Annotated in this window: 20 protein-coding genes and 2 pseudogenes; 10 read left to right on the top strand and 12 right to left on the bottom strand. The window is 65.1% G+C overall.

The window, feature by feature from the left end:
• Positions 1-24 precede the first annotated feature (24 nt).
• The 6 genes from AB0269_RS14160 (at position 25) to menE (ending at position 6,677) form a co-directional block, all read left to right on the top strand.
• Positions 25-1,521 (top strand): aldehyde dehydrogenase family protein, encoded by a 1,497-nt coding sequence (locus tag AB0269_RS14160; protein ID WP_366211897.1) that lies wholly within the window; start codon positions 25-27, stop codon positions 1,519-1,521.
• Positions 1,518-2,624 (top strand): NAD(P)-dependent alcohol dehydrogenase, encoded by a 1,107-nt coding sequence (locus AB0269_RS14155; RefSeq protein ID WP_366211896.1) that lies wholly within the window; start codon positions 1,518-1,520, stop codon positions 2,622-2,624. The genes AB0269_RS14160 and AB0269_RS14155 overlap by 4 nt, the downstream gene beginning before the upstream one ends.
• Positions 2,625-2,754: 130 nt before the next feature.
• On the top strand, positions 2,755-3,672 hold the full coding sequence (locus tag AB0269_RS14150; RefSeq protein WP_366211895.1) for an SDR family NAD(P)-dependent oxidoreductase: 918 nt from the start codon (positions 2,755-2,757) through the stop codon (positions 3,670-3,672).
• 24 nt (positions 3,673-3,696) lie between these two features.
• Positions 3,697-4,584, top strand: a complete 888-nt coding sequence (locus AB0269_RS14145; RefSeq protein ID WP_366211894.1) for an amidohydrolase family protein — start codon at positions 3,697-3,699, stop codon at positions 4,582-4,584.
• A 55-nt stretch (positions 4,585-4,639) separates the two neighbouring features.
• Positions 4,640-5,092, top strand: coding sequence for a MaoC family dehydratase (locus AB0269_RS14140; protein ID WP_366211893.1), 453 nt, complete (start codon positions 4,640-4,642; stop codon positions 5,090-5,092).
• 52 nt (positions 5,093-5,144) lie between these two features.
• On the top strand, positions 5,145-6,677 hold the full coding sequence (gene menE, locus AB0269_RS14135; protein WP_366211892.1) for an o-succinylbenzoate--CoA ligase: 1,533 nt from the start codon (positions 5,145-5,147) through the stop codon (positions 6,675-6,677).
• A gap of 931 nt (positions 6,678-7,608) precedes the next feature.
• Here menE and AB0269_RS14130 read toward each other — a convergent pair.
• The 4 genes and pseudogenes from AB0269_RS14130 to AB0269_RS14115 form a co-directional block, all read right to left on the bottom strand.
• The gene (locus AB0269_RS14130) at positions 7,609-9,300 is read right to left on the bottom strand and encodes a cytochrome b/b6 domain-containing protein (RefSeq protein WP_366211891.1); all 1,692 of its coding nucleotides are present in this window, start codon (positions 9,298-9,300) and stop codon (positions 7,609-7,611) included.
• A 2-nt stretch (positions 9,301-9,302) separates the two neighbouring features.
• Positions 9,303-10,274, bottom strand: a complete 972-nt coding sequence (locus tag AB0269_RS14125) for an electron transfer flavoprotein subunit alpha/FixB family protein (RefSeq protein ID WP_366211890.1) — start codon at positions 10,272-10,274, stop codon at positions 9,303-9,305.
• A gap of 2 nt (positions 10,275-10,276) precedes the next feature.
• Positions 10,277-11,053 carry an electron transfer flavoprotein subunit beta/FixA family protein gene (locus tag AB0269_RS14120; protein WP_366211889.1) on the bottom strand — a complete coding sequence of 259 codons (777 nt, stop codon included), beginning with the start codon at positions 11,051-11,053 and terminating at the stop codon, positions 10,277-10,279.
• 104 nt (positions 11,054-11,157) lie between these two features.
• A pseudogene (locus AB0269_RS14115) lies at positions 11,158-12,746 on the bottom strand (putative PEP-binding protein); the annotation flags it as partial.
• Positions 12,747-12,947: 201 nt separating this feature from the next.
• Between AB0269_RS14115 and AB0269_RS14110 the strand changes: the two are divergent.
• The 4 genes from AB0269_RS14110 to AB0269_RS14095 all read left to right on the top strand — a co-directional run bounded on the left by AB0269_RS14110 (position 12,948) and on the right by AB0269_RS14095 (position 16,274).
• A complete protein-coding gene (locus tag AB0269_RS14110; protein WP_366211888.1) occupies positions 12,948-13,949 on the top strand; it encodes a putative F420-0 ABC transporter substrate-binding protein in 1,002 nt (333 codons plus the stop codon).
• A 113-nt stretch (positions 13,950-14,062) separates the two neighbouring features.
• Positions 14,063-15,025 (top strand): putative F420-0 ABC transporter permease subunit, encoded by a 963-nt coding sequence (locus AB0269_RS14105; protein WP_366211953.1) that lies wholly within the window; start codon positions 14,063-14,065, stop codon positions 15,023-15,025.
• A complete protein-coding gene (locus AB0269_RS14100; RefSeq protein ID WP_366211887.1) occupies positions 15,022-15,903 on the top strand; it encodes an ATP-binding cassette domain-containing protein in 882 nt (293 codons plus the stop codon). The genes AB0269_RS14105 and AB0269_RS14100 overlap by 4 nt, the downstream gene beginning before the upstream one ends.
• Positions 15,900-16,274: a TIGR03618 family F420-dependent PPOX class oxidoreductase gene (locus tag AB0269_RS14095; protein WP_366211886.1), complete on the top strand. Its 375-nt coding sequence runs from the start codon at positions 15,900-15,902 to the stop codon at positions 16,272-16,274. Before AB0269_RS14100 ends, AB0269_RS14095 begins: the two co-directional genes overlap by 4 nt.
• A 26-nt stretch (positions 16,275-16,300) precedes the next feature.
• Here the strand turns inward: AB0269_RS14095 and AB0269_RS14090 are convergent.
• The 8 genes and pseudogenes from AB0269_RS14090 to AB0269_RS14055 all read right to left on the bottom strand — a co-directional run bounded on the left by AB0269_RS14090 (position 16,301) and on the right by AB0269_RS14055 (position 24,894).
• Positions 16,301-17,006, bottom strand: a pseudogene (locus AB0269_RS14090) (TIGR03560 family F420-dependent LLM class oxidoreductase).
• Positions 17,007-17,074: 68 nt separating this feature from the next.
• Positions 17,075-18,091 carry a glucose-6-phosphate dehydrogenase (coenzyme-F420) gene (gene fgd / locus AB0269_RS14085; RefSeq protein ID WP_366211885.1) on the bottom strand — a complete coding sequence of 339 codons (1,017 nt, stop codon included), beginning with the start codon at positions 18,089-18,091 and terminating at the stop codon, positions 17,075-17,077.
• Entirely contained in the window at positions 18,091-18,882 is a 792-nt protein-coding gene (gene cofE, locus AB0269_RS14080) for a coenzyme F420-0:L-glutamate ligase (RefSeq protein WP_366211952.1), read from the bottom strand. The genes fgd and cofE overlap by 1 nt, the downstream gene beginning before the upstream one ends.
• Positions 18,883-18,895: 13 nt before the next feature.
• A complete protein-coding gene (locus AB0269_RS14075; RefSeq protein ID WP_366211884.1) occupies positions 18,896-19,891 on the bottom strand; it encodes a TIGR03557 family F420-dependent LLM class oxidoreductase in 996 nt (331 codons plus the stop codon).
• A gap of 60 nt (positions 19,892-19,951) precedes the next feature.
• A complete protein-coding gene (locus AB0269_RS14070) occupies positions 19,952-21,130 on the bottom strand; it encodes a CoA transferase (RefSeq protein WP_366211883.1) in 1,179 nt (392 codons plus the stop codon).
• A gap of 9 nt (positions 21,131-21,139) precedes the next feature.
• Positions 21,140-22,684 carry an aldehyde dehydrogenase family protein gene (locus tag AB0269_RS14065; protein ID WP_366211882.1) on the bottom strand — a complete coding sequence of 515 codons (1,545 nt, stop codon included), beginning with the start codon at positions 22,682-22,684 and terminating at the stop codon, positions 21,140-21,142.
• Between the two features lie 2 nt (positions 22,685-22,686).
• Positions 22,687-23,844: an acyl-CoA dehydrogenase family protein gene (locus AB0269_RS14060; RefSeq protein ID WP_366211881.1), complete on the bottom strand. Its 1,158-nt coding sequence runs from the start codon at positions 23,842-23,844 to the stop codon at positions 22,687-22,689.
• A 366-nt stretch (positions 23,845-24,210) separates the two neighbouring features.
• Positions 24,211-24,894 (bottom strand): GntR family transcriptional regulator, encoded by a 684-nt coding sequence (locus AB0269_RS14055; protein ID WP_366211880.1) that lies wholly within the window; start codon positions 24,892-24,894, stop codon positions 24,211-24,213.
• Positions 24,895-24,946: the final 52 nt, after the last annotated feature.

Below are 24,946 nucleotides of genomic sequence, written 5' to 3'. Positions count from 1 at the left end.
CCCAGACTCAATGAGGAGACAGTGATGACAGTCATCGATACCGCGACGCCCGCGGAAGCACCGGCAGTTCGAGCCGGACGGCTTTTCGTCGGCGGCAAGTGGCGAGAGGCCAGCGACGGCGGAAGAGCAGACGTCGTCGCCCCCGCGACCGGGCGTAAGCTGACAGACGTCGCCAAAGCAACGATCCAGGACGTGGATGACGCGGTTCGTGCCGCCCGCGCGGCGTTCGACTCCGGCATCTGGTCGGGCCTGTCCGGTCGCGAGCGTTCCCGCGTTCTGCACCGCGCCCACGATCTCATACGCGAGCGTGCGGAAGAGCTTGCGTATGTGGAGAGTCAGGACGCGGGTAAGCCGATCACGTTCGCTCGTGTGGTCGATGTCGAGCACTCGGCACTGCAGTACGAATATGCGGCTAGTCTCGGCCAGCATCTCGACGGCTCGGTCCGGGAGACTCCAGGCAATACGCATGCGTACGTCCGGCGCGAGCCGCTCGGGGTCGTCGCGGCGATCACGCCGTTCAACTTCCCGCTGATCCTGTCGTCGACGAAGATCGCGACCGCGCTGGTGGCGGGTAACACGGTGGTTCACAAACCCGCGTCCGACACCCCGCTCACGGCACTGCTCATCGCAGAGATCCTCCAGGAAGCCGGCGTTCCTGACGGAGTCTTCAACGTCATCACCGGTTCCGGAGCGCAGCTCGGGGACCACCTCGTGACGCACCCCGACGTCGACAAGGTGGCCTTCACCGGCTCTACCGATGTCGGCGCTCATGTCGCCGAGCTTGCAGGTCGTTCGCTGCGCCCCGTGACGGCCGAACTCGGCGGCAACGCCGCCAACATCCTGTTCGCCGACGCCGATCTCGATCAGGCTCTTGGCGCCATCATCCCCGCGTTCGTATTCAACGCCGGTCAGTTCTGCATGGCGGGGCCCCGACTTCTCGTCGAGCGGCCTCTGTACGACGTGGTTCTCGGTATCCTCGCCGACGCAGTGCCTGGTGTGCCGTTCGGCGACATAACGGATCCGACCACCGTCATCGGACCGCTCGCGTCACAGAATCAGCTCGACAAGGTGTCCGCTCTCGTTCAGGCAGCGCGAGATGCAGGCGCCCGTGTCATCGCAGGAGGCGAGAAGGTCGACCTCGACGGCGGCTTCTACTATCGACCGACTGTGCTCGCCGACGTGGACAACGACAACCCTGCCGTGGCAGAAGAGGTGTTCGGCCCCGTACTCACCGTGCAGCCATTCGACACCGAGGACGAGGCTGTCGCGCTTGCGAACTCTACTCCCTTCGGCCTCGCGTCCGGTATCCAGACGTCGAATCTTGCGAAGGCTCACCGCGTCGCGGCGAAACTCGACGCCGGGATCACCTGGGTCAACGGATGGGCCCTCCTGGACCCGTCTGTCCCGTTCGGCGGTGTGAAGAAGTCCGGTTGGGGTCGTGAGTACGGTCCCGAGGCGCTCGATTCGTACCTCCGCTCGAAGTCGATCGTGATCAACCTCGATGAAGGGGCGGGACGATGACCTCCGGACGGGCTGCCGTACTCGCCGACGGTGAGTTCCAGATCGCGCAGGTAACGTTCGGCGCACCCGCCGCGGGAGAAGTACTTGTGCGCATCGTCGCTGCCGGTCTCTGCCATACGGATCTCGGCGTGATCGCCGGCGCCATCCCCTTCCCGACGCCTGGGATCATCGGTCATGAAGGAGCCGGTGTCGTCGTCGAAGTCGGTGAGGGCGTGACGACGGTCTCGCAGGGCGACAAGGTGCTCTTGAGCTTCACCTCCTGCGGTGCGTGCGAGGCCTGCCGCTCCGACCATCCGGCGTACTGCGCCACGTGGCTGCCCCGCAACCTCGTCGGGGCGTTGCGAGAAGAGGGGTCGGGCTCGATCGATCGGGACGGTTCCCCGGTCGCCGGGCACTTCTTCGGGCAGTCATCATTCGCCGAGTACGCGATCGCCGACGAACGTTCGATTGTCCGCGTCAGTCCCGATGCTGATCTCGCCGCACTCGCCCCTCTGGGCTGCGGCGTCTTGACCGGATTCGGATCGATGTGGAACGTCCTCGATGCGGGACCGGAAGACCGAATCGCCGTCTATGGAGCCGGTGCCGTGGGGCTGTCCGCCATCATCGCCGCATCGCTCCGCTCCCCTGCGCAACTCATCGCGATCGACGTCGTGAACGAACGCCTCGCGCTGGCGCGCGAGCTCGGAGCGACTGACGTCATCAACGCGAAGACTGAGCACGTCACCGGCCGGCTTCTCGAACTCACGGGAGGCCGCGGAGCGAACAAGAGCTTCGATACGACAGGCAACCCGACAGTCGCCCGAGGCGCTCTGGATGCGGCGAGCACAGGGGGCACGGTGCTCGTTTGCGGCGCACCCCCACCCGGAACCGAGATCCCTGTCGACATCCAGGGAATCCTGACTGGAAAGATTCTCCGCGGCGTGACCATGGGCGATGCGGTACCGCAGGACCTGATCCCGCAACTCGTCCAGCTATATGCCGAGGGACGACTCCCGCTCGACAAGTTGGAGCGCCACTACACCCTAGATGAGATCGGCGCCGCCGCATCGGACATGCATGCCGGGCGCACGGTCAAGCCGGTGATCCGGATCTCGGATCGCTGAAGAGAGCAGGAGGGGCCCACTCGAGGTTTCGCGGTCGCTCTCTCCCTACCAACCCACACGTAACACGAAGCGAACTCGGCCCACGGCCACATCGGCCGCTGCGAGTCGAGTTCAGGATCTAAGGAGTGCCATGTCTCTCGAAGGAAAAGTCGCGATCGTGACGGGGTCAGGACGCGGTCTCGGGCTCGCGTACGCTCAGGAACTCGCCCGCCAGGGCGCCGCCGTGGTCATCAACGACGTATCAGTCGAGATCGCCGAGACAGCTGTCGCATCAATCGAGGCGAACGGCGGCAATGCCATCGCTGTGGTGGCACCAGTCGGGCCGACCGAGACCGCCCGGGCGCTCGTCAAGGCGGCCGTGGACACATACGGGCGGCTCGACATCCTGGTCACGAACGCCGGGGTGATCCGCGATACCGTTCTGTGGAAGATGAGCGACGAGGACTTCGATCTCGTCATCGATGTCCATCTGCGCGGCACCTTTACTTGCGTTCGCGAAGCCGCCACCTACATGCGCGAGAACGAAATTCCCGGGCGCATCATCTGCATCGGTTCCCCCACCGGGCAGCGGGGAAACTTCGGCCAGACCAACTATTCTGCGGCCAAGGCGGGCGTCGTCGGCATGGTGCGCACGTGGGCCCTCGAGCTCAAGAAGGCCGGAATCACCGCCAATGCCGTCGTCCCCGTTGCGGCCACAGCGATGACTGCGACCGTGCCGTACTTCGCGGCGGCCGTCGAGGCCGAGGCTCGAGGCGCGGTGATGCCTGCCTTCTTCCGCCACGATCTCGGATTCGGCACCTCAGAGGACGTCGCCGGTGTGGTCGCCTATCTCGCATCGGATGAAGCGTCAGAAGTCTCTGGGCAGGTCATCGGGATCGGTGGAGACCGCCTGCAGGTGTGGTCACACCCCGAGCCCGTCGCCACGGACTACCACGACGGCGGCTGGACTGCGGAAGCTCTCGCAACGGAGTTCCCCCGCATCATCAGCGACAACCGGCAGTCCGTAGGAGACCGCTTCCCTCCGCTGCCCGAAGAACTGCAGCGCTGACGGGCTGTTCGTCCTGGAGAGATCATGACGCGGTATGAACCGAACGTCGACGTCGATGCGATCGACGCCATCGACATGCATGTGCACATCGAGGTCGACGAACACGGCCATGGCTCCCTCCCGGATGACCTGACTGAGGCTGCGTCTGCCTACTTCGCTGCTGATGCCGGCAGGCCTGACCTCGACTCGATCGCGGACTACTACCGCGAACGCCGCATGGCCGCGGTCGTGTTCACCGTCGACGCAGAACACCGTCTCCAGCATCCACCGATCTCGAGCGAGACGATCGCGGCGGGCGCCGCGCGTCACAACGACGTCCTGATCCCTTTCGGCTCCGTGGACCCAGGCCGCATCGATGCGATCGACCGTGTGCGGCGGCTCGCAGAGGACTACGGGGTGAGGGGGTTCAAGTTCCATCCCACGCTTCAAGGGTTCGATCCGAGCGATGAAGCCCACCAGCCGCTATACGCCGTCCTGGAGGAGCTCGGGCTCATCGCACTCTTCCACACTGGACAGACGGGGATCGGGGCTGGGTTGCCGGGAGGACGCGGACTGCGCCTCGCATTCTCGAATCCCATGTTGCTGGACGGCGTCGCCGCTGATTTCCCTCGACTTCAGATCATCATGGCCCACCCTTCGGTTCCTTGGCAGGACGAGGCGATCTCCGTTGCCACGCATAAGCACAACACCTGGATCGATCTCTCTGGCTGGAGCCCCAAGTACTTCCCGGAATCCCTTGTGCGAGCGGCGAATTCGTTCCTGCGGGAGCGAGTCCTTTTCGGCTCCGACTTCCCTCTCTTGACTCCAGATCGTTGGCAGCGCGACGCCGCAGCCGCGAACACCTTCAAACCCGAGGTGCTGCCCTCAGTCCTGAAGAAGAACGCCGCGCGTCTTCTCAGGATCAATGAGTGACCGCTCTCACCGACTGGCTCCGCCGGTCGCTTCTACCGATCGAAAGGATCACACAATGACGACCACTGTCGCGTACTCAGACATCGCAGGCCTCGCCGGCACCGATCTGGGATTCTCCAAGTGGCTGGAGGTGACGCAGGAGCGCATCAACATGTTCGCCGACGCAACCGACGACCACCAGTGGATCCATGTAGACCCGGAAAAGGCCGCAACCGGACCGTTCCGTACGCCGATCGCGCACGGCTTCCTCACGCTTTCCCTCGCGGTCAAGTTCTGGACAGAGTTGTTCGTGGCCGAGGGCGTGACCACCAAGGTCAACTACGGATTGGACAAGGTCAGGTTCATCCTGCCTGTGAAGGTCGGTGATCGTGTACGGATGAGTGCGGTCATCGCCGAGGTCACGGAGGTCGCGGGCGGATACCAGCTCGCCGTGGATCAGACCATCCACATCGAGGGCGGCGGCAAGCCGGCGGTGGTCTCGCGCGGGATCTACCGCTTCTACGCGTAGCCACCCCAGGCAGACCTGGACGTTACGCGACTCCATCAGCAAAGAGGCTCGGATGAAGAATCAAGGACTTGGTACGTGGATCGACCGTCGACGCGCGAAATCGGAAGGTGACGTCGCTATACGGCATGGCGACAAAGAATACCGCTACGAGGAACTCGCAGATCGGATCGATCGTCTGGCCGTTGCGCTGGCAGAGCGTTCGATCGTCAAGGGAGACCGTGTGGTGTACGTCGGGAACAACCATCCTGACTTCCTCACCGCATTCTTCGCATGCGGGCTTGTCGGGGCGATATTCGTGCCGTTGAACACCCGACTCGCACCTGGTGAACTCGAGTACATGATCGCCGATTGCGGTGCGCGTCTCCTCATCACGCATGATGATGTCCGCGAACTGGCGCGCGCTGCCGCATGGTCCAGCGACGTCGCGCATCGGATCGTGGTCGATGGGCCTGCGGAGTTGCCCGCAGTCGAGGCGATCGAGGATGTCCTGTCGTCCGCAACGGATAGTCCGAGGATTGCAGACGTCACACTGGATGACCCGGCCATGATCCTCTACACGTCGGGAACGACCGGTCGACCGAAGGGAGCAGTCCTCACCCACGGCAACCTCACCTGGAACGCACTGAACGTCCTCGTCGACTATGACGTCACGTCCGATGAGCGAGCCCTCATGATCGCACCGATGTTCCACGTCGCGTCCCTCGGAATGGGCGCCCTCCCGACCCTGCTCAAGGGCGGGATGTTGATTCTGCAGGAGAAGGTGGATCCGGGCACGGTACTCCAATCGATCGAGTTGCACGGCATCACGAGCCTCTCCGGAGTGCCGACGACCTTTCAGATGCTGGCTGAGCACCCACTATGGGAGCAGACCGACCTGTCGACGCTTCGCAAACTCACCTGCGGAGGATCGAGCGTGCCCCTTCGCGTTATCGAGGCATACGAGAAACGCGGACTGAGCTTCTCGTCCGGGTACGGGATGACGGAGACGTCACCCGGTGCGACATCCCTGCCGTACCGGAAGGCACGAGATCACCTTGGCTCTTCCGGCCTGCCGCACTTCTTCACCGATGTCCGGGTGATGAATGACGACGGTCACCCCGCAGAGCCCGGAGAGGTCGGGGAGATCGAAATATCAGGACCGAATGTCATGAAGGAGTACTGGCTACGTCCGGATGCCACGCGCGACTCGCATCGCGGCGAGTGGATGCGATCCGGCGACATTGGCTTCCTCGACGCGCAAGGCTACCTCACCATCAGCGACAGACTGAAAGACATGATCATCTCGGGAGGGGAGAACGTATATCCCGCAGAGATCGAGCAGATCATCATGGAGCACCCGGCAGTGGATTCGGTCGCTGTCATCGGCATACCCGACGATCGCTGGGGAGAGGTTCCACTTGCTGTCGTGGTGCGGCGAGCTGAAATAGAGGCCGACGAGATCTTGGCTGCTCTCAATGGGCGCCTGGCCAAGTATAAGATCCCGCGCTCGATCATGTTCGTCGATGAGCTGCCCCGGACAGCGAGCGGCAAGATCCGAAAGAATGGGTTGCGGGAACAGTACGCAAAGGCGCCCCATCGAATGTGATCCACCCGAACCGCCAATCCGACCCGCAGTTACACCTTCACCCGGTGTTTTCCTCCCGCTCCGAGCATCCGCGGCGAGTGCTTTGGAACGGGGGTGGGCACCACTCGTATGCCGCTAGATCACTCGAACCGGATCCATGGTCGAGACCGCCGGGTACATCCCGTCGAAGACGCCGCTTCCGCTCGGCAACAGCACTGAGCGCGAACCTCAACCATTCTCGGCGGGCGTCAAACACGACACTCGACCTCGGCGTGGCGACGTCGTCCGGCGCTGCGCGAACCGTCACGGCCGCCGGGGGCACCACGAGGTCGACCACGCTCTCCTTGTCGACGTGCCCAATCGCCTCAAGAGAGTTGGGCTGGCGGCCCTCGCAGACCGCGGGGGTCGTGACATGAGCGTGCAGACCCGCAAGACAAAGGACGGCCGGACCCGCTACCTCGCGCGCATCAAGATCGGTGACGCCCACGTGGGCTCGAAGACGTTCGCTCGCAAGAGCGACGCAGAGCGGTGGGAGCGCGAACAGTTGCACCGACTGGAGACGGGGCGCCAGGTTGCCGTGAAGTCCAGCTTCACCCTGGCTCAGCTCATCGCTGCGTTCCAGGCGACGCGAGAGCGCGGCAATCCGCACACGATCGACACCGACAACAACAACCTCGCCGCGTTACCCCGTTCCCTTGTCCGCCGCCCACTCAGCACCATCCACGCGGACGACATCCGCGAACACCTGCTCAACGAGCTGCGCAGCGGCAAAGCACCATCGACTGTGGCCCGTGCGCGGACGACCCTTAGTGCGTTGTTCGAGGCATTCGACGCCAGTATCGGGACACACTCCAGACTCGCGGAGCACGTCAGTATCACCGGTTCTCGGGATACTCGGGACACTTTTGGGACACATGAATTGCGTCCAGCCGCGGATCAAGAGTCCTTGCGCTCAGCGGCTGCTGACGGTTCCGAAGAGCTTCGCGATCGGGGCGAGCACGAGGGGGCGTGCGGCGATCCAGGCTGCGGCGATGACGACGAGGGATGCGACGAGGAACCAGAATCCGGTCCAGTTGTCGGCGTAGGCGTTCGGGTCGACAGAGCCCTGTGCGGCGTACATGTGGTTGAGGTTGCGCAGCGCACCCGTGGCGAACACGAGGAACACGTGGATCGCGATGAACACGACGAAGTAGAGCATCACCGGGAAGTGCACCGCACGTGCCCATTCGATCGGGTACGCCTTGCTGAGACGCTCGTTGTCCTTCGGCCACATGCCGCTCATCCGGAACCCGGTGACGGCCGCGAGGGGGGCGGCGAGGAAGATCGTCGTGAAGTACGCGATCTGCTGGATGGAGTTGTAGTTCACCCAGCCGTTCTCGGTGGGCCAGTCCAGCGAGATGTACTGCAACACAGCCGAGATCGCGTTCGGGAAGACCTCCCAGCTCGTGGGGATCACCCGCATCCACTGCCCGGTCACGAACAGCAGGATGACGAACACGACACCGTTGAGCAGCCACAGGATGTCCAGCGACTGGTGGAACCAGATCGTCAGGCTCACCTTGCCCTTGGCGTTCCCACGGGGAGTCCAGAACGCGGTCGGGCGCTTCTCTGTGCGGATGCGCAGACCCGACCGGATGATCAGCACCATCAGGAACACGTTGAAGAAGTGCTGCCAGCCCAGCCATCCGGGGAAGCCGACCGGTGCCCCCTCAGGCAGGTGGTACTCACCCGGGTACGTCGCGACGAAGTCCGCCAGGGCGCCGAAGCTCAGCAGCCAGCGCACCAGCAGCACGGCCATCGCCGCGGCTCCCAGCAGGGCGATGCCGCCGACGATCACGGCGCCGGCCCACTGGGCCTTGGTGAACGGACCGATGCGCGCGGGTTCGGGCGCAGGCGACGGATGCTCGAACGCGTTCTTACCCGGGAAGACCGTCTGCTGGAACGGCAGCGGCGTGCTCACGTCGACGGTGACGACGGCGGTGGATGCCGGGATCTCGGACTTCTCGATGAGCTCAGCCGGCTCGACCTCGTCGTAGACGGGGACGATCGCTGCCGCGGTCAGGCCCTCTGGCGGCCACGGCTCGCCACCCGGCGTGCGCGGAAGGCCCCGGCGGAGCGCGGCGCCGGATACTGCAGCGGGAGCAGTTTCGACTCGCTCCGCTCGCTCAACCCGTTTCGTCTCGCCTTCGGCTCGCTCAACGGCCCGCGTGGGCGAGGCCTCCTGCGGAACCGAATCGATCCCTGAGCCTGTCGAAGGGTCGACGGCAACAGCGGCGGCAGCATCCGACGGGGGCCACGGCTCTCCACCGGGCGTGCGCGGGAGCCCGCGGCGCAGCGCCGCTGCACCCGCGGGCGTCTTCTGGGGGTCGTTGAGCGGAGGCGACGCAGTCGCCGCAGACGAAATGGGCTGCGCGACGGAGGAGTCGAAGCCGGCTTCAGTTGCAGCAAGAGAGGCAGCCGTTTCGGCTCCCTCCGCTCCCTCAACGCGTTTCGTCTCGCCGTCGGCTCGCGGGGCGACCCGCGAAGGTTGACTCCCGGTGACGGCCTCGACCACAGCATCCGCAACCTCGACGTCCCCGGCGGGCGGCCAGGGCTCGCCGCCGGCAACGCGCGGCAGGCCGCGCCTGAGCATCCGCGTCGCCATGATTACTTCTTCCGTGCTTCGAGGGCCTCAACGACCTGCGGCACGATGGTGAACAGGTCGCCGACGATGCCGAAGTCGGCGATGTCGAAGATCGGAGCCTCGCCGTCCTTGTTGATCGCGACGATGTTCTTCGCGGTCTGCATGCCGGCCCGGTGCTGGATCGCACCGGAGATACCAACCGCGACATACAACTGGGGTGACACCGAGACGCCGGTCTGACCGACCTGGTGCGCGTAGGGGATGTATCCGGCATCCACCGCGGCGCGCGACGCGCCGATCGCGGCACCGAGCGCGTCAGCAAGCTGCTCGATGAGGACGAACTGCTCCTTCGAGCCGAGCCCGCGACCGCCCGAGACGACCTTCGTCGCTCCGCGCAACTCGGGACGAGACGACTCCACCTCGACGACCTCGACCGCGCCGGCCTTCGCCGCAGCGGCACCGGATGCTGACACCTCGAGCGCTTCGACAGTCGGAGTCGCGACGGCCTCGGCGCGAGCATCCACCGCCCCCTGGCGGACAGTGATGATCGGGGCACCGAACGTGGGCGCCGAGTCGACGAGGTACGCCCCGCCATACACCGAGTGGTGTGCGACGATGCCCTCGTCATCGCGGGAGACGCCGATCGCGTCGACCGAGAGAGCGAGCTTCTCACGAACCCCGAGACGCCCGGCGACATCACGGCCGGTGATGGAGTTCGAGATCAGGATCGCATCCGGCTGCACCTTCGCATAGGCGGCCTGGACAGCGTCGACCAGCGGAACCGTGAGGACCTCAGCGTCGACATCCGCCGTCAGCACGACGGACGCACCCGCTGCGGCCGCGGCATCCACAGCGCTCTGCGCGCCACCAGGTACCAGCGCGACCGGCGAACCGATCAGCGACGCGGCACCGATCAGTGCCGCCGTGCTCGCCGCGGCCTCGCCCGACGGTGTCACGTCGACGAGGACGAGAATGGAGTCTGCGGGGTAGCTCATGGTCACACCAGCCTGTTCTGCACGAGGAACTCGACCAGCTGCGCGCCGGCATCGCCCTCATCGGTGATCTTCACACCCGCCGCACGCGGGGGCTTCTCGGAAACAGTCGTCATGATCGTGCGGGGAGCGGCGGAAGGGTCAGCGGAGACGCCGAGGTCGTCCAGCGACAGCACCTCGAGGGGCTTCTTCTTCGCAGCCATGATGCCCTTGAAGTTCGGGAAGCGCGCGTCGGGCAGGGCCTCGGTGATCGAGATGACCGCCGGGTACGACACCGACACCGACTGGTTGCCGTCGTCGGCCGCACGAGTTGCTGTCACGCCGTCCGCGGCGATCTCGACCGCGTTCAGGGCCGTCGCCTGTGCGAAATCGAGATGCTCTGCCAGCATCGCCGGGATCATCCCACCCGAGCCATCGGTCGACAGGTTTCCGGTGATCACCAGGTCGGGCTCCGCCCGTCGGATCGCCGCCGCGAGCGCCTCAGCCGTCAGCCCCAGGTCGGCGCCGGCGAGCTGCTCATCCACGACGTGCACAGCGGATGCTGCCCCGATCGCAAGGGCGCGGCGGATGGATGCCGTCGACGACTCAGGAGCCATCGCAAGAGCCACGACCTCGGTACCGTCGTTCTTGTCTGCGAAACTCAACGCCACCTCGAGAGCACGCTCAGTGATCTCGTCCAGGACCACATCACCGGCCGCGCGATCGGCCAGTCCGGTCTCCAGATTCAGCTTGCGATCGCCATAGGTGTCAGGCACCTCTTTGACAAGGACGAAGATCTTCATCGAATGCTCCTCACGACAGGGCCCTATCTATAGGTGGAATTACGTATCTATTCCCAGCCATGGTCGTCACCCAACCGCGAAAGAACGATTTCCTACATTATATATTACATGAGATACTTACCTGCCACGAGGCCTATCGGCACCCGCAGCAATGTCCTTTCTCGGCGATCTGCTTCAGCAAGGTCGCCGCCCTTATCTGCCCACTGAGCGAGCCGCACCCACGTTTCGATCACGGTGTCGGGGTTTCAGTGACATCGACTCGATGTCCTGATCCAGCAGCCAGTCCGCGAGATCCGGGTGGTCGGATGGACCCTGCCCGCAGATGCCGACGTACTCGCCGCGGCGCAGGCAGGCCTCGATCGCCATCGCGAGCAGCTTCTTCACGGCCGGGTCCCGTTCGTCAAACGTCTGCGCCACGAGCGCGGAGTCACGACCCAGGCCGAGCGTGAGCCGAGTCATGTCGTTCGAGCCGATCGAGAACCGTCGAAGTGGTCGAGGAACTCGCCCGCCAGCAGGGCGTTCGAGGGCATCTCGCACATCATCGTGACATCGAGGCCGTTCTCCCCGCGACCCAGCCCGTTCGCACGAACGGGATCGTCACATTCGCAAGCTCCATGTCATCGCGCACGCCTCGCAGCGCCTCGCAGTCCATGTCGAAGCACTCGCGGAACTCCGCGGAGATGTAGCACGACGCCCCGCGATACCCGATCATCGGGTTCTCCTCGTGCGGATCGTAGCGATCGCCGCCGAGCAGGTTCGCGCACTCGTTCGACTTGAAGTCGCTCATCGGCACGATCACCGGCTCCGGGGCGTATACCGCCGCCAGCATCCCGACGCCTCGGCGACCCGTTGCACGAAGAACTCCCGCGGCGATGGGTGCGGGCGATGCGATCGGCGACCTGCGTGCGCAGTTCGGAGGGCAAATCGTCGAACTCGAGCAGTGCCCGCGGGTGGATGTCCATCTGACGGTTGACAACGAACTCCAGACGCGCCAGCTCCACGCGCGACTCGGCGGGCGGGAACGAGAACGCCTGACCGTGACATCGAGGCCGGGCAGCAGCCGGGTCGCGTCACGTGTCCCGACCACGGCCGGGATGCCGAGCTCGCGCGCGCTGTTCGCGGCGTGGCAGGTGCGCACGCCGCGGTTCGTGACGATCGCGAAGGCCTTCTTCATGATCGGTCCCCGGTCGGGGTCGGTCATGTCCGCGACCAGTACATCGCCGGCGCGGAAGCTTGCCGTGTCGTCGATGGAGCGCAGCACGCTGACAGCGCCTGACCCGATCTTCTGCCCGATCGCGCGCCCGGTGGCGAGAACATCGCTGCGCTCGGTGTGCTCGAAACGGCGCATCACGTTCGCGTCGGCGCGAGAGACCCACGATCTCCGGACGCGCCTGGAGGATGTACAGCGTGCTGTCGACACCGTCGCGCGCCCACTCGATATCCATCGGCCGCCCGTAGTGCTGCTCGATCGTCACCGCGAGACGGGCAAGCTCTTCGATCTCGGCATCCGCGATGCTGAACAGCCGCCCCTTCTCGGCCGGACGTCCTCGAAGACGGTCGTCCCGCCCACCTGGTCGCTGCCGGTGTACCGCATCGCGATCGCCTTCTCCGCCAGCGCGCGCTTCAGGATCGCCGGCCGAGATGCCGTGAGCGCGGGCTTGTAGACGTAGAACTCGTGCGGGTCTACGGCGCCTGCTGTAGTCATCAAACCGCGCTATGGAAGGAAACCCATGCGTCATGACCACGGGCTATGGTGATCGCCATTCTTATCCGAAAGGCAAGCTCGACTGTTCGCCGCGTGCGCTAGGCTGGCCACGTTCCGCCCTCCTTGGCGGACGAACACGGCCGGGATCTTGGCCGCACGTCTACTCATCGACCTGCGCCCAGGAGATCCATGCTCACTTCCGCTCCGCGGCTCACCACCGCGTTTGCCCTGCTGATCATCGCTGTTGCTGTCACGGGCTGCGCGGCATCTGCCGATACCGCCCTTGACTCGTCCACGCTGGCGACGGCATCCGGCTACCCGCTGACGATCGACAACTGCGGCACCGATGTCACCTTCACACAGCCGCCTGAGCGCGTCCTCGCCATCAAGTCGACCTCGATCGAGATGATGCTCGCGCTCGGCCTTGAAGATCGCATGGTCGGCACCGCGTTTCCGGACGGCGACTACGCCGAGCAGTGGGCGGATGCCGGGAACAGGATACCTGTGATCTCGGAGAAGGTTCCGGGCCAGGAGGCGACGCTCGAACTCGAGCCCGACCTCGTCTACGCCGGGTGGGAGTCCAATGTCACCGCCGACGGCGCGGGCGACCGCGACGTCCTCGCCGGTCTCGGTGTCAACACGTACGTCTCACCCGCCGCCTGCCAGCAGCACGAGTACCAGCCCGACCCGCTCACGTTCGACGAGGTGTTCGCCGAGATCGAACAGGCTGGCGATATCTTCGACGTTCCCGACCGCGCCGATGCCCTCACTGCAGACCTGCAGAGCCGGTTGGATGCCGTCACACCGGACGACCGCCGCCTCACCGCACTCTGGTTCAGCTCGGGAAGCGACACCCCGTACGTCGGTGCCGGCATCGGCGCCCCGCAGATGATCATGGATGCCGCAGGGCTGACGAACATCGCCGCCGATGTCGATGAGACCTGGTCGAGCCTGAGCTGGGAGGTTGTGGTGGATGCGAACCCCGACGTCATCGTGCTCGTCGACTCGGCGTGGGGCTCGACCGAGAAGAAGATCGACATGCTCGAGATCAACCCCGCCACAGCCGCCCTTCCCGCCGTCGTGAACCACCGTTATCTGGTCGTGCCGTTCCCGGCCGGAGAGGCCGGCGTGCGCAACGTCGAGGCCGTCGAGTCACTGATCGCCCAATTGCAAAAGATCAAGGTTCCGTGACCGCGCTCTCCAGGAACGACGTCGTCGGAGCGGGCAGTGCCGGGCACTTCGCTCGACGTCGCGCACGAGGTGGACTTCGCACCGGCGCATGGGCGCTCGCACTCTCGCTTCTCGTGGTGGCCTCGGTGGTGATCAGCATCACGCTCGGTCCTGCGCAGATCTCCGCAGGCGAAGTGTGGAGCAGCATCCTCGCACGCATCGGAATCGGCGATTCCACCCTGACGCCGCTGCGCGACGGCATCATCTGGCAGCTGCGGATGCCGCGTGTGTTCGCCGCCGGCGCCGTGGGTGCGGGCCTTGCCATCTGCGGGGCGATCATGCAGGCGGTGCTGCGCAACCCGTTGGCCGATCCATATCTGCTCGGGCTCTCCTCCGGTGCGTCCTTCGGCGCGGTACTCGTGATCGTGCTGGGCGCGACGATCGCTCTGCCGATCGCCGCGTTCAGCGGCGCGGTGGTCGCACTGGTCCTCACGCTCGTGCTGGCGGGAGCCATCGGGCGCATCACCGCGTCGCGGACGATTCTCGCCGGGATCGCGGTGTCCGCCGTGCTCGGCGCATTGACGAGCCTGGTCATCTTCTGGAGTGCCACCGGCGACAGCTATCGCGAGATCCTCGGATGGCTGCTCGGCTCGCTCGCGGGTGTCACGTGGCCGACCGCGCTCCTCGCCGTGGCCGCAATCGTTCTGGTCGGAGGACCGCTGCTGCTGAGCGCGGGAACTCTCGACGCCCTCGCGTTCGGAGAGCGTGCGGCGGCCTCACTCGGCGTCGCCGTCGACCGCACGCGGTGGATGCTCCTGGGGGCCACCGCCCTGCTGACCGGATGCCTGGTCGCCGTGAGCGGCTCGATCGGCTTCATCGGACTCGTCGTGCCGCACGCGGTGCGACTGATCGTCGGCGCACGGCATCGCGCGCTGCTGCCGCTGTCGGCGCTGACCGGGGCGATCTTCCTGATCTGGGCGGATACCCTGGCCCGCACGCTGTTCGATCCGCGCGAATTGCCGGTCGGCGTCGTGACGGCGCTGATCGGCGCCCCGCTGTTCGGGCATCTGCTGCTGCGTTCGAGGAGAATCTCATGACCGAAGATCGCTGGCGTTCTGCACCGCCGCACGCAACTGCTCCCTCGTCGGCGACGCCGCTGCACGCCGAGGCGATCAGCCTCGACCGCGGTGGACGGCTGATCATCGACGGCATCGACTGCACGGTCGAAGCAGGATCCTTCACAGCGCTGATCGGTCCGAACGGCGCGGGCAAGTCGACGCTGCTGCATCTGATCGCCGGGGTCGACCCGTTCACTTCGGGCGCGATCGCACTCGGAGGGACGGATGCGCGAGCACTCCGTCGCCGCGATCGGGCCCGCTTCACGGCACTGGTCGAGCAGCAGGCCGATACCGATCTGGAGCTCGATGTGCTCGATGTCGTTCTGCTCGGGCGCACGCCCCACCTCCCCCTCCTCGGCGGACCGGGCGCGCACGATGTGAAGATCGCCGAGACGGCGCTCCAGCGCGCGGGAGCCCACGCGTACGTCGACCGGCGGTTCCAGGAACTCTCCGGCGGCGAGCGCCAGCGCGTGCTGCTGGCTCGGGCTCTCGCGCAGGAGCCCGCACTGCTGCTGATGGACGAGCCCATGAACCACCTCGACATTCAGGCGCAGCTGCACACGCTGGTGCTCATGCGCTCGCTCGCCGACAGTGGGATCGCGGTTCTCGCCGCGCTGCACGACCTCACGCTCGCGGCACGCCACGCGGACCAGGTCATCGTGCTCGATCACGGGCGGGTAGTGGCATCCGGTCCTCCCGCGGAGACGCTCACGCCGGAGCTCATCGAGCTCGTATACGGCGTGCGCGCCGATGTCATCCCGCACCCGGTCGACGGGACGCCGCTGATCGCCTTCTCACCTCTTGAGCCCGTCACCGCGCCGTACCCTCTGCGGGCGCAGGTAGGCTCGGCGGGATGAGTACCTCGGAGATCCCCGACCATCTGGGCGATCTGCTGGACCGGCCGCCTTACGGTGCACTGGGCACGGTGGGTCGCGACGATGCCGTGAACGTGAGCCCGATGTGGTTCGAGTTCGACGGCGACAGCATCCGCTTCAGTCACACGACCAGGCGAGCCAAGTATCGCAATCTGCAACGCAATCCGTCGATGATCCTCGCTGTGTTCGATCCGGACAAGCCGAGCCGGTACATCGAGGTACGCGGGCAGCTCACGGAGGTCCGGCCGACCCGACCGGTGCGTTCTATCAGCGACTCGGTCGCTGGTACGGCACGCCGGACACTCCGCCGTCACCGGACAGCGATGATCGCGTCGTGCTTCGTCGGGCGCTGAGAGCATGTGTTCAGCACCCGGACTGATCAGCTCAGCGCGGCAATGACCTCACGCTCGAACAGCTCGATGCCGGAGCGGTCGTACGCCGCCTCCGGAAAATAGTGGATCGCGTAGCCGCGGCCACGAGCCGACATGTCTTGCAGTCGCTCCACGAACTGCTCCGCGGTGCCGGTAAGACCCGAACTCCTCAGGGACGCTGGAGAAGTTCGTGTACGAGGCGTACTTCGCGGCGATCTTCAGCGTGACCTTCTCGCCGCCGCCGGCGATCCACAGCGGGATGCCGCCGGCCTGCAGCGGCTGCGGCTGCACGATCGCGCCGCCGACCTGGTAGAACTTCCCGTCCAGAGTCGCCTCGCCGGTCGTCCACGCCTGACGCATGATCTGCACGCCCTCGTCGAGGCGGCGCAGACGGTCACCGGCCGACGGGAAACCGTAGCCGTAGGCACGCCACTCGTGCTCGTACCATCCGCCGCCGATGCCCATCTCGGTGCGACCGCCGGAGACGATGTCGACAGTCGCGGCGACCTTCGCCAGGTAGGCCGGATTGCGGTACGACATGCACGTGCACATCTGTCCGAGACGGATACGGCTGGTCGAAGCAGCGAACGCCGACATGAGGGTCCACGCCTCATGCGTCGCCTCCTGGCTCGGGATCGGCGTCGTGTGGAAGTGGTCGTACACCCAGAGTGATTCCCAGGGACCGGCATCTGCGGCCTGGGCAAGGTCCCGCATCGCGCCCCATTGGGCGGCGGGCTCGATGCCCACGAGGTCGAATCGCCGCGCATGCGGGCAGTCTATGGCTAAAGCGCGCGAAGCCTCGGTGCGAGGTCGCGTTCGAATAGGGTCATGAAGCGCTCCTGATCGTGACCTGGGGCGTGGAAGACGAGGTGGTTGAAGCCCCAGTCGACGTACTCCTTGATCTGCGCGACGACCGCATCCGGGTCGGTGCCGACGATCCAGCGTTTCGCGACCTGTTCGATCGGAAGCGCGTCGGCAGCCTGTTCCATCTCTATCGGATCGGTGATGTCGTGCTTCTGCTCCTTGGACAGCGACAACGGTGCCCAGAACCTCGTGTTCGCCAGCGCCGCCTGCTCGGTCTCCTCATACGAGATCTTGATCTCGATCATTCGGTCGATCTGGGCGAACTCTCGACCGGATGCCTTCAGCCCCTCTTTCACTGCGGGAATGAGCTTGTCCGCGTAGAGCTCTTGACCCTTGCCCGAAGTACAGATGAAACCATCCCCCGCACGACCGGCATACTTCGCAACCATCGGGCCGCCGGCGGCGATGTACACCGGAATGCCACCCTCGGGCACGTCATAAATGGATGCATCGTGTGTGGAGTAGTACTCGCCTTCGAAGCTCGTTCGCTCCCCCGTCCACAGTGCCCGCATCAACCGGATCGACTCCCGCAACCGTGCGAAGCGCTCACGGAACTCCGGCCATTCCTGGTCGCTCGCACCCTGAAAGCCTGTCGCGATCTCATTCAGCGCTTCACCCGTGCCCACACCGAGGAATACCCGGCCAGGGTTCAGGCATCCCAGCGTCGCGAACGCCTGCGCGATCACCGCCGGGTTGTAGCGGAAGGTCGGCGTCATCACGCTCGTGCCGATGCGAATCCGCTCGGTGCGCGCACCGACCGCCGCTGCCCACGCGATCGAGAATGGCGCATGCCCGCCCGTGTAGCGCCATGGCTGGAAATGATCGCTCACCGCCACCGACTCGAACCCGTGCCGCTCCGCCGCGACAGCGATATCGACCAGCTCACGCGGAGCGAACTGCTCAGCCGATGCCTTGTAACCCAGTGTCAGCGTCATCAGTGACCCTCTCCGTTTCGTGACACGGCGACACCCGCCGCATATCCGTGTTCGTATCCCTGCTGGTGCGCCTCGTCGGCGCCCAGGCGGAACATGTCCTTCTCGGACGATCTCACAATGCTCGCGGCACCCGGGAGATCAAGGTCACCTACGAGACGACCCATCCCTCGCACGACAGCCACGGGACATCCACTGATCTTGCCCTTGACCAGGTCGCCGGCCGCCGCCAGCTCATCTGCGACGCAGGGCCGCGTCACGACGAGCGGTCGCCCCGCGCTGTCGAGCTCACCGTGCAGGCGATCGAACACGTGGACTCCGGCGGCACCGATCGCGATATCGGTCTGCCCGTCACGCCATGGGCGTCCCAGGGTGTCGCTAACGATGACGCCGATTTTCGATCGGGTCTCGGCGCGGATGGTTTCAGCGAGCGCTCGGGCGGAGGCATCCGGGTCCAGAGGTAGCAGGAGGATCGTACCCGGTTCGGTGTTGGAGGCGTCGACACCCGCTGCGGCCCCGACGATTCCGAGCCGATTCTGGACGATGCGCGTGACACCCCCGTCTCCGCGCAGACGTGTCGCCACAACGCGTGCGGTCTCGGCGGTGATCGCCTCCTCACGATCTACCGCTCTCACGGATCGCCCCTCGGCTTTCGAGACGATCTTGGAGGTGACGATCAGGATGTCGCCGTCGATCAACTGATCGCCGGCGTTCGCGACGGCGTCCAGGATCATCCGAGGCATGTCGGCACCCGCGGCCACTTCTGGGATCCCCGCAAGCGCCCACACCTGCATCCGATCGCTCACGTCACCTCACCAACTTCGGGAGGATCTCACGGCTGGCCATCTCGATCCACTCGCGCTGATTGCGACCGACGTTATGGACGTGGACCGCGTCGAACCCCAGATCCAGAATGGACTGCAGGTGAGCGCGATGCACGTCGGGGTCGGATGAGACCGGGATGCGTGCGCGGATATCGTCTGCGGTGACGGCGCGCGCGAGCTGGGCGACATCGAAGGGCGAGCGTATGTCACCTCGGGGGAAGCGCAGGCCGACCATCGGCCAGTCCCGCAGCACCTGAGCCATCGCCTCTTCGTCCGTGGACGCCCAGGAGAGCTGGACGTGCACGATGGTGTGGACCAAGCCCGCTGCTCTTCTGCTCTCCTGCTGTCCTTCTCTGAAGGCATTGAGCAGTGCGGTCAGTCGCTCCCTCGACCCTCCCTGCACGACAATGCCGTCCAGCGTACGTCCCGCGCGACGTGCGGTGACCGGCCCTCCGGCCCACACGTGCAACGGCGGAGCCTTGTCAGGCATCGTCCACAGGCGCGATGATTCCAAGCGGAAATGCGATCCCGCTTGCCGGGCGTCGTTGCCCTTGAGGGATGCGACGAAGAGCTTGCGGATCGCCTCGGCGGCGTCGAACAATTTCGCGGCTCGATCCGGTGCCTCAGGCCAGTACTCACCGACGACGTGCTCATCGATCGCGTCACCTGCAGACAGCATCAGACGGTGGCGATCCGGGTACAAAGCAGCGAGCGTCGCGCTGGCCTGCGCGACGGATGCCGGATGCATCCGATATCCGGGTACGGCCGATACCGCCACACTGCCCGTCGTCTGTTGTCCGATCGCCCCCGCCACAACCCATGCGAACGAGGCGTTCCCCTGGAGAGGCAACCAGGGTTGGAAGCGGTCCGCGATCACAGTTCCCGCGAAGCCACGCCGGTCTGCGTCGGCTGCGAAGCTGATCAGATCCACAGGTTCGAACTGCTCGACGGCAGCGACGTAGTGCGACTCAGCCTGCAAGATGTCTGCCCACGTCTAAGTGCAGCACAGAGGCTTCACCGGTTCGACAAAAAAATCCGCTCATGAACGACCGCCCACGACGGCAAAGTTGTGCTCGCCCAACGCAGGTACCGGGCCTGGCGCTGATGGAACACCGTCAATGAGAAGTGGGAAGCGAGGAAGCGCGAGCTCCGCCCGGTCGGGCTGAGCGGAGGCGCGCGGGAGCAACGGCGCGAACATCTTGCGATGTGCGAGGTGGGCACAATCGCGCACGTCTCTCACCGATTGAACAACACCCACCGGCTGACCGGCGTCACGGAGCACGGCGGCTGCTTCCTCCGCACCGAGTCCACCGTTCAGCGCCCACTCCTCCAGCATAGGGACGATCGTCGACCGCATCCGCTCCGCACGTTTGGTCACGTTGTCCAATGCAGGATCGGCGACGAGTTCTGGTCGTCCGACCGCCGAGCAACAGCGTCGCCACATCTCGTCAGTCGGAATGACTATCGACAGCCATCGGCCGTCCGCGGCCCGAAACGCTCCCACGGGGCTGAAGGTGTCGGTGCCTCGCGTCGGCGTCTCACCCGTGAATTCCTGGAGCGTGAGTGCGCGCTCCATGAAGGCCGCGCCGATGTCATACATCGCGGCATCGATGTGACACCCCTCGCCGGAGAGTGCGCGACGTACCAGCGCGGCTGAGATGCCCATGGCTGCCCAGACACCGGTCAGCAGATCCATTGTCGACATCGGCGCCAAAAATGGCGCACCGTCGGGGGATCCGCCGAGGAGGCTGCTCAGTCCTGACATCGCTTGGATGACCGAGTCGAACGCCGTCCACTGCTCATACGGTCCTCCCGACACACCGAACCCGGAGATCTCGCAGATGATCAGCGACGGATATTCTGCACGCAAAGATGCCGGCGACAACTCGACGCGCGCGAGGGCGCCGGGTCTGAGATTCGTCACGAGCACATCGCATTCCGCGAGCAGCCCCTTGAGTGCGCCTCGATCGTCCGCGTCAGAGATGTCAAGCGTGACTGACTTCTTGCCGCGGTTATACGATGCGAAACCCCCGCTGATGTCAGCATCACCGACACGGCGAGTGGGGTCGTATGCCCGTCGAGGGTCCCCCAGACCTGGACGCTCGACTTTGATGACCTCCGCACCTGCCTCTGCCAATATCTGAGTGCAGTATGGGGCCGCGATGTACTGCTCGAGGGAGACGACCCGAACGCCATTGAGAAGATCTGATGGGATCACGTCTACGGGCTATCCGGCGGATCTCATCGTCACGAACTTGAGTTCGGTCATCTCCTGCATCGCGTAGTGCGGACCCTCCCGCGTATTGCCCGAGTCTTTTACTCCACCGTACGGTTGGAGGTCGACCCGGACTGTGGGAACGTCGTTGATATAGACGCTTCCGAAGTCGAGCCGCTCGATCGCTCGTAGTGCGTGCGCGATGTCGTCAGTGAAGACGCCGGCGTTCAGCCCGAAATCGGAGTCGTTCGCCCGTTCGATCGCCTCGTCGATATCCTCAACAGCGACAATCGTCACAACCGGCCCGAAGATCTCCTGGCACTGGACCTTCATCTTGCTGCCGACATCACTGAGAATCGTCGGCGCCACGACGGCGCCCTCGCGGGTTCCTCCCGTCACGACCGTTGCCCCCTCGGCCGCCGCCTCGCGGATCCAGTCGTCGATGCGCGCGGCCTCGTCGAGGCTGATCACCGCAGAGACGTCGACATCCTCGTCGAGCGGGTCTCCCACCACGAGTGCCTCGACGCGCTGCTTCAATCTCGCTGTGAACTCGACGATGTGCGAGCGATGCACGAAGATGCGCTGCGTCGAAACGCAGGACTGTCCGGCCTGCACGAACCCACCGGTCGCTGCGGCATCGGCTGCGGCCGCCCAGTCGCTGCGCTCGTCCACGATGAGCGGAGCATTTGATCCGAGTTCGAGGCGCACCCTTTTGCGCGGTGCGGACTCAGAGATTCCCCACCCCACGGACGGAGATCCGGTGAAGGTGACATACGCGACGTCCGGATGCGTCGACAGCGGGCCGCCGACTTCGCTGCCGCTGCCGGTCACCACGTTCATCCATCCGGCAGGAAGTCCGGCATCCCGCAGAAGGCCCGCGAGCAGGAGCGAGGATACGGGAGTCTGGCTGGCGGGCTTGAGCACCGTGGCACAGCCCACGGCCAGCGCCGGCGCGATCTTGTGCACAACGAGGTTGAGCGGGAAGTTGAACGGCGCGATCGCAGCGACCACACCGACGGGCACTCGCACGGTCCAGGCGGTCTTGCCCTCCCCAGCCGCGACAGCATTGACCGGTACCATCGCGGATGCCTGCGTACGAGCCTCAGCGGCGGTGAACGTGAACGTGTCCACCGCCCGCGACACCTCGCCGCGTGCGGTCTTGATCGGCTTGGCGCACTCCAGCGCGATGGCGCGCGCGAACTCCTCCGCACGCTCCCTCAGTAGGACGGCCGCCGCGTCGAGGATCTCGATCCGCCGGCTCAACGGAAGCGCCCCGGCACGGTGTACGCGAAGCGCCGCGGCAACAGCGATATCGACATCCTCAGCGTTCCCACGCGGAACTTCCACGACGGCGCTGCCATCGAAGGGCGACCGCACAACCTCGGTTCGTCGGCTGACACTTCCACGCCACTCGCCGTCGATGTACATTCCCTCGAACGCAAATGCGGGCTGCGCAGGCTCCGCGTCCACTTGCTCAATCATCATCGATTCCGCCCTTCTTCTGTCCACCCGATGACCGTGATCAGCTCGTCCGGCCACTCTCACGCCCTGTTGCAAGCCTAGATTCCCCCGCGGGTCACCAGCTGACTCGCGATGATGTTCTGCTGGATCTCGTTCGTACCCTCGCCGACGATCATCAGGGGTGCGTCCCGGAAGTAACGCTCGACGTCGTATTCGGTGGAGTAGCCGTTGCCGCCATGGATGCGCACCGCGTCGAGGGCGATCTCCATCGCGGTCTCGGAGGCGAACAGCTTCGCCATGCCTGCTTCCATGTCGCTGCGGTCCCCGCTGTCGTAGCGCTCAGCCGCATACTTGACGAGCTGTCGGGCCGCTGTGAGCTTCGTGGCCATGCCGGCGAGGTAGTGACCGATGGCCTGGTGCTTCCAGATCGGCTTGCCGAACGACTCACGCTCTTGTGAATAGCGGAACGCATCGTCAAAAGCGGCAGCACCGACTCCCAAAGCGCGCGCCGCGACGTTGAGACGACCTGTCTCGAGTCCCTTCATCATCTGCACGAAGCCCTGCCCCCGCTCGCCCCCGAGGACGGCGTCATTGCCGACACGGTACCCGTCGAACACAAGCTCGCAGCTCTCGACGCCCTTGTAACCGAGCTTCGGCAGATCCTGTGAGACAGTCAGGCCCGGACCGTGCTCAGCAAGGATCACGGACATCCCGGTGTGGGCCGGCGTCGCCTCCGGATCGGTTTTGCAGAGCACGGCGATCAGCTGCGAGCGTCGTGCGTTGGAGATCCACGTCTTCGACCCGGTCAGCACCAGCTCGTCGCCGTCATCGCGCGCGACCGTGCGCATCGCCTGCAGGTCGGAGCCGCCACCAGGTTCGGTCAATGCCATCGTCGCGCGAATCTCACCGGTCGCCATGCGTGGTAGATAGCGTTGCCGCTGCTCCTCCGTGCCGTACACGCTCAGAAGCTTCGCAACAACCGTATGCCCGCCCATGGCTCCGGCCAACGACATCCATCCGCGCGACAGCTCTTCCGTGATCTGCACGTAGCACGGCATGGAGACCGGCATTCCGCCGTATTCCTCCGGCACGGCGAGCGCGAAGATGCCGAGCTGCTTCATCTGCTCTATCCAGGCCTCAGGATATTCGTTGGCATGCTCGACCTCGCGGACGGCAGGCCTGACATTGCGGTCGATGAAATCACGGACGGTCTGGACGAAGATCTCTTCCTCTTCGTTCAGCTGGTGTTGCGTCATCACGTCTGCCTTCTGGTCTCAGTGCCCTGTGGCGCTCGCAAGCAACCGAGCGTTTATGCAAAATATATTCTACATGTTGAGCCAAGACGTCGGCAACGTCAGACACGCCGACGATCGGAGAATCGGCCGCAGACCGTTCGATCAGCGGACTGGTGGCGCCCAGATCGGGCCCACATTCTCAGGCTGCTGAGGGATCCGGGCCCAACCGAGCGGCAGCGCGATGCGAAGTGCTCTGGCGAAGGACGATCCGGCCGGGATCGCGGGCGCGCGTACAGTGCAGAACCGGCCGTCAGGGATCGAAAACCGCAGAAGAGCCGCGAGTGAGAGGGCTAGGCCTTATCGAACGGTATTGGAGTTGAGCCCGCGCTACGCAGACGGAGCAGGTTCTGCAGCGAGACGCGCATCAATATGCCGGGCGAGCTGCTCACCAGAGCGCAGGATGTGATTGCTCATCGCTTCCCGCGCCGCCGCCGGGTCCCCCGCACGGATGGCATCGAGTATCCCAGCATGGTCGTCGATCGTCGTCTCCGGCCATCCCTCGATCGTGGCGTAGAAGCGGCTCGGCGCATAACGGGACACGAGCTGGATGACCCACGCAAGTTTCGTCGCGTTGGAAGCAAGATTGATATCCCGATGGAAGAGATGATTCTGTTCTTCCAGCGTGGCGAGATCGCCGCGCTCGGCGGCTGCAGTCAGCTCATCGTGGACTCGGCTGATTCGTGCGATCAGCGCCTCGTCCGCATTCGCCGCCGCTCTCGCAGCCAGCTCACCGGCAACCCACGATTGGACGAGGAACATGTCCCGTATATCATCGCCGGTGACCTTAGACACAGTGAAACCCCGTCGTGGCGCCAATTCGAGGAAACCCTCGGCCCGTAGCGCCTGGAGAGCCTCGCGTGCCGGGGTGGAAGAGATGTTCAGTTCATTCGCGACCGATTCGGGCCGCACATGCGCGCCGGGGGCAAGGGTTCCGGATGTAATCTGATCACGAACGTAGGATGCCGCCTCATCTCCGAGCTGCGGGCGTGTTCTGGGTTGGTTCAAGGTCATGGGCTCGCTTTCCGCTTATATCCACCCAAGCAGCAGTGTGCGCTCAAGCATC

Origin of the sequence: Microbacterium sp. NPDC077644 (assembly GCF_040702785.1) — a bacterium.
Classification (GTDB): Bacteria; Actinomycetota; Actinomycetes; order Actinomycetales; family Microbacteriaceae; genus Microbacterium.
Note: the sequence above shows the minus strand (reverse complement) of the source record. Positions and strands in the feature narration are given on the sequence as shown.